Source organism: Priestia sp. BR_2, from assembly GCF_041954005.1.
In the GTDB taxonomy this organism is placed as follows: domain Bacteria; phylum Bacillota; class Bacilli; order Paenibacillales; family Paenibacillaceae; genus Paenibacillus_AQ; species Paenibacillus_AQ lautus_A.
In genome coordinates this window covers 1-3,840 of record NZ_JAVFHM010000131.1, presented here as the reverse complement: position 1 = coordinate 3,840, position 3,840 = coordinate 1, and the positions used below count along the sequence as shown (strand labels likewise).

Genomic DNA, 3,840 nt, shown 5'->3' with positions numbered 1-3,840 from the left:
GATGCTCTACCGCTGAGCCACGTCCGCAAATATGATATGTATTCCGATTCCAGCTCTCTTGGTAAAGATGGTGAGCCATGAAGGACTCGAACCTTCGACCCTCTGATTAAAAGTCAGATGCTCTACCAACTGAGCTAATGGCTCGAAAAAACTGGTGCCGGCAAGAGGACTTGAACCCCCAACCTACTGATTACAAGTCAGTTGCTCTACCAGTTGAGCTACACCGGCAAATGGTGGAGGATGACGGGATCGAACCGCCGACCCCCTGCTTGTAAGGCAGGTGCTCTCCCAGCTGAGCTAATCCTCCGATATAAAAGCCTGGCAACGTCCTACTCTCACAGGGACAAAGTCCCAACTACCATTGGCGCTAAAGAGCTTAACTTCCGTGTTCGGTATGGGAACGGGTGTGACCTCTTCGCTATCGCCACCAGACATATTATATTATACACTATTTCATAAAGAAAGCAATACTTTTTTTCGAAAGATTTATTCTTTCAAAACTAGATAACAGTTCGCTGAGTAAAGCTTACGCTTTTAAAAGTTTGGTTAAGTCCTCGATCGATTAGTATCAGTCAGCTACACATGTCGCCACGCTTCCACCTCTGACCTATCAACCTGATCATCTTTCAGGGATCTTACTAGCTTGCGCTATGGGAAATCTCATCTTGAGGGGGGCTTCATGCTTAGATGCTTTCAGCACTTATCCCGTCCACACATAGCTACCCAGCGATGCCTTTGGCAAGACAACTGGTACACCAGCGGTGTGTCCATCCCGGTCCTCTCGTACTAAGGACAGCTCCTCTCAAATTTCCTACGCCCACGACGGATAGGGACCGAACTGTCTCACGACGTTCTGAACCCCGCTCGCGTACCGCTTTAATGGGCGAACAGCCCAACCCTTGGGACCGACTACAGCCCCAGGATGCGATGAGCCGACATCGAGGTGCCAAACCTCCCCGTCGATGTGGACTCTTGGGGGAGATAAGCCTGTTATCCCCGGGGTAGCTTTTATCCGTTGAGCGATGGCCCTTCCATGCGGAACCACCGGATCACTAAGCCCGACTTTCGTCCCTGCTCGACTTGTAGGTCTCGCAGTCAAGCTCCCTTGTGCCTTTACACTCTACGAATGATTTCCAACCATTCTGAGGGAACCTTTGGGCGCCTCCGTTACATTTTAGGAGGCGACCGCCCCAGTCAAACTGCCCACCTGACACTGTCTCCCGGCCCGATCAGGGCCGCGGGTTAGAATTTCAATACAGCCAGGGTAGTATCCCACCGACGCCTCCACCGAAGCTAGCGCTCCGGCTTCTCAGGCTCCTACCTATCCTGTACAAGCTGTACCAAAATTCAATATCAGGCTACAGTAAAGCTCCACGGGGTCTTTCCGTCCTGTCGCGGGTAACCTGCATCTTCACAGGTACTATAATTTCACCGAGTCTCTCGTTGAGACAGTGCCCAGATCGTTACGCCTTTCGTGCGGGTCGGAACTTACCCGACAAGGAATTTCGCTACCTTAGGACCGTTATAGTTACGGCCGCCGTTTACTGGGGCTTCGATTCAGAGCTTCTCCCAAAGGATAACCCCTCCTCTTAACCTTCCAGCACCGGGCAGGCGTCAGCCCCTATACTTCGCCTTGCGGCTTCGCAGAGACCTGTGTTTTTGCTAAACAGTCGCCTGGGCCTATTCACTGCGGCTCTCTCGGGCTATACACCCTACCAGAGCACCCCTTCTCCCGAAGTTACGGGGTCATTTTGCCGAGTTCCTTAACGAGAGTTCTCTCGATCACCTTAGGATTCTCTCCTCGCCTACCTGTGTCGGTTTGCGGTACGGGCACCTCCCGCCTCGCTAGAGGCTTTTCTTGGCAGTGTGGAATCAGGAACTTCGGTACTATAATTCCCTCGTCATCACAGCTCAGCCTTCATGATGAGCGGATTTGCCTACTCATCAGCCTAACTGCTTGAACGCGCATATCCAGCAGCGCGCTTACCCTATCCTACTGCGTCCCCCCATTACTCAAACGGCGGGGAGGTGGTACAGGAATATCAACCTGTTGGCCATCGCCTACGCTTTTCAGCCTCGGCTTAGGTCCCGACTAACCCTGAGCGGACGAGCCTTCCTCAGGAAACCTTAGGCATTCGGTGGACAAGATTCTCACTTGTCTTTCGCTACTCATACCGGCATTCTCACTTCTAAGCGCTCCACCAGTCCTTACGGTCTGACTTCGCTGCACTTAGAACGCTCTCCTACCACTGACATCAAAGATGTCAATCCACAGCTTCGGTGATACGTTTAGCCCCGGTACATTTTCGGCGCAGAGTCACTCGACCAGTGAGCTATTACGCACTCTTTAAATGGTGGCTGCTTCTAAGCCAACATCCTGGTTGTCTAAGCAACTCCACATCCTTTTCCACTTAACGTATACTTGGGGACCTTAGCTGGTGGTCTGGGCTGTTTCCCTTTTGACTACGGATCTTATCACTCGCAGTCTGACTCCCATGGATAAGTCTTTGGCATTCGGAGTTTGACTGAATTCGGTAACCCGTTGGGGGCCCCTAGTCCAATCAGTGCTCTACCTCCAAGACTCTCACAACATGAGGCTAGCCCTAAAGCTATTTCGGAGAGAACCAGCTATCTCCAGGTTCGATTGGAATTTCTCCGCTACCCACACCTCATCCCCGCACTTTTCAACGTGCGTGGGTTCGGGCCTCCATTCAGTGTTACCTGAACTTCACCCTGGACATGGGTAGATCACCTGGTTTCGGGTCTACAACCACATACTAAACGCCCTATTCAGACTCGCTTTCGCTACGGCTCCGCCTTATCAGCTTAACCTTGCATGGGATCGTAACTCGCCGGTTCATTCTACAAAAGGCACGCCATCACCCATTAACGGGCTCTGACTACTTGTAGGCACACGGTTTCAGGATCTCTTTCACTCCCCTTCCGGGGTGCTTTTCACCTTTCCCTCACGGTACTGGTTCACTATCGGTCACTAGGTAGTATTTAGCCTTGGGAGATGGTCCTCCCAGCTTCCGACGGAATTTCACGTGTTCCGCCGTACTCAGGATCCACTCAAGAGGGAACGAAGTTTCAACTACAGGGTTGTTACCTTCTTCGACGGACCTTTCCAGGTCGCTTCATTTACTTCGTTCCTTTGTAACTCCGTATAGAGTGTCCTACAACCCCAAGAGGCAAGCCTCTTGGTTTGGGCTAATTCCGTTTCGCTCGCCGCTACTCAGGAAATCGCATTTGCTTTCTCTTCCTCCGGGTACTTAGATGTTTCAGTTCCCCGGGTCTGCCTTCAATATCCTATGTATTCAGATAAAGATACTGTTCCATTACGAACAGTGGGTTTCCCCATTCGGAAATCTCCGGATCAAAGCTCACTTACAGCTCCCCGAAGCATATCGGTGTTAGTCCCGTCCTTCATCGGCTCCTAGTGCCAAGGCATTCACCGTGCGCCCTTTCTAACTTAACCATTAGCGAATAAATGGTACAACATACTGTTGTGTTATTTATTGGTTTGATTAAAGAAAAGTTTCACTTTTCCTCAGCAATTACTGTTATCTAGTTTTCAAAGAACAATCGCAACCAAAATTCTTCTTATTAGATAAGAAGAAAGTAGTGTGCTTTCTATAATTGAGAGATTGAACTCTCAAAACTGAACAAAGTGTCAAAACGTACGTCTTATAAAAATCCTTAGAAAGGAGGTGATCCAGCCGCACCTTCCGATACGGCTACCTTGTTACGACTTCACCCCAATCATCTGTCCCACCTTAGGCGGCTAGCTCCTTACGGTTACTCCACCGACTTCGGGTGTTACAAACTCTCGTGGTGTGA

At 50.4% G+C, this 3,840-nt stretch carries 3 tRNA genes and 3 rRNA genes; all 6 read right to left on the bottom strand.

The annotated features are described in order from the left end of the window. Positions 1-68: 68 nt before the first annotated feature. A tRNA-Lys gene (locus RB298_RS05110) sits at positions 69-144 on the bottom strand. An 8-nt stretch (positions 145-152) separates the two neighbouring features. Next, a tRNA-Thr gene (locus RB298_RS05105) sits at positions 153-228 on the bottom strand. A gap of 3 nt (positions 229-231) precedes the next feature. Then, a tRNA-Val gene (locus RB298_RS05100) sits at positions 232-307 on the bottom strand. 9 nt (positions 308-316) lie between these two features. Further along, positions 317-432, bottom strand: a 5S ribosomal RNA gene (gene rrf / locus RB298_RS05095). 110 nt (positions 433-542) lie between these two features. Beyond that, positions 543-3,478 (bottom strand): 23S ribosomal RNA (locus tag RB298_RS05090). Positions 3,479-3,703: 225 nt separating this feature from the next. Beyond that, positions 3,704-3,840, bottom strand: a 16S ribosomal RNA gene (locus RB298_RS05085); the annotation flags it as partial.